This window comes from Psychrobacter sp. FME13, from assembly GCF_014861395.1.
In the GTDB taxonomy this organism is placed as follows: domain Bacteria; phylum Pseudomonadota; class Gammaproteobacteria; order Pseudomonadales; family Moraxellaceae; genus Psychrobacter.
Window position 1 is genome coordinate 1 of record NZ_RRYV01000347.1, and the last position, 843, is coordinate 843.

1 protein-coding gene is annotated in these 843 nt (G+C 43.1%); it reads left to right on the top strand.

Annotation, left to right across the window (positions count from 1 at the left end; translation table 11 throughout):
* Window positions 1-67: 67 nt before the first annotated feature.
* Window positions 68-826 carry an IS5 family transposase gene (locus EI164_RS16515; RefSeq protein WP_101767593.1) on the top strand — a complete coding sequence of 253 codons (759 nt, stop codon included), beginning with the start codon at window positions 68-70 and terminating at the stop codon, window positions 824-826.
* Window positions 827-843: the final 17 nt, after the last annotated feature.

The following is an 843-nucleotide window of genomic DNA, read 5'->3' on the forward strand; positions in this document are numbered from 1 at the left end:
ATAGTTGAAAAAAATAAGCAACGCCTTACACTCTTGTTTACCACAACAAAGAGAAAAGGCGTTACTTATGGCTCGTACCATGCTCACTGATGAACAATGGCAAAAGCTGTCTGATATATTGCGACAAATTAACATATATAACAAGCCCAATCTAAGGCGAACAGTCGAAGCGATGTTGTACCGCATACGTATTGGCTGTCCATGGCGCGACTTACCAACCTGCTTTGGCAAGTGGTCTACCGTATATCATCAATACCGCTATTGGCGTAAAACGGGTAAATGGCAACAACTGATGTCCATAATGACAGCAGACTACGATAGTGAATGGTTATTTATAGATGGTAGCGTGGTAAAAGCACATCAGCACAGTACAGGCGCTGCCAGTTGTCGTGATGAAGCCATCGGCACCAGCGTTGCTGGCAATAGCAGCAAGTTACATCTCATGGTTGATGCTTGTGGTAACCCTGTTCATGTGGCGCTGACAGGAGGCCAAGTACATGATTCTAAAATGGCCAACGCTTTAATTAAAAGTACCATCAAAAAAGAGACTAAGGCTGTTGTAGCAGACAGAGGCTATGATAGTAGCGACATAAGAGATTGTATCTTTGAACATTGTGCTGAGTCAGTAATACCCGTTAAGTCCAACTCTAAAAGCAATAACGATACGCTAGATTGGTACTTATATCGTTGTCGCCATTTAGTAGAAAACGCCTTTGCTAGGTTAAAACACTTCAGAGGCATTGCTACACGCTATGATAAGCTTAAAGCCAGCTATGAGGCTGCCGTAATTCTCGCTTGTGTCTTTATCTGGCTGCCGCTGATTTGAATTCTATACAGCCCCTA

Excerpts from the sequence above, each read along its gene's own strand:
- EI164_RS16515 (WP_101767593.1), top strand. The coding sequence starts at position 68 with ATGGCTCGTACCATGCTCACTGATGAACAATGGCAAAAGCTGTCTGAT.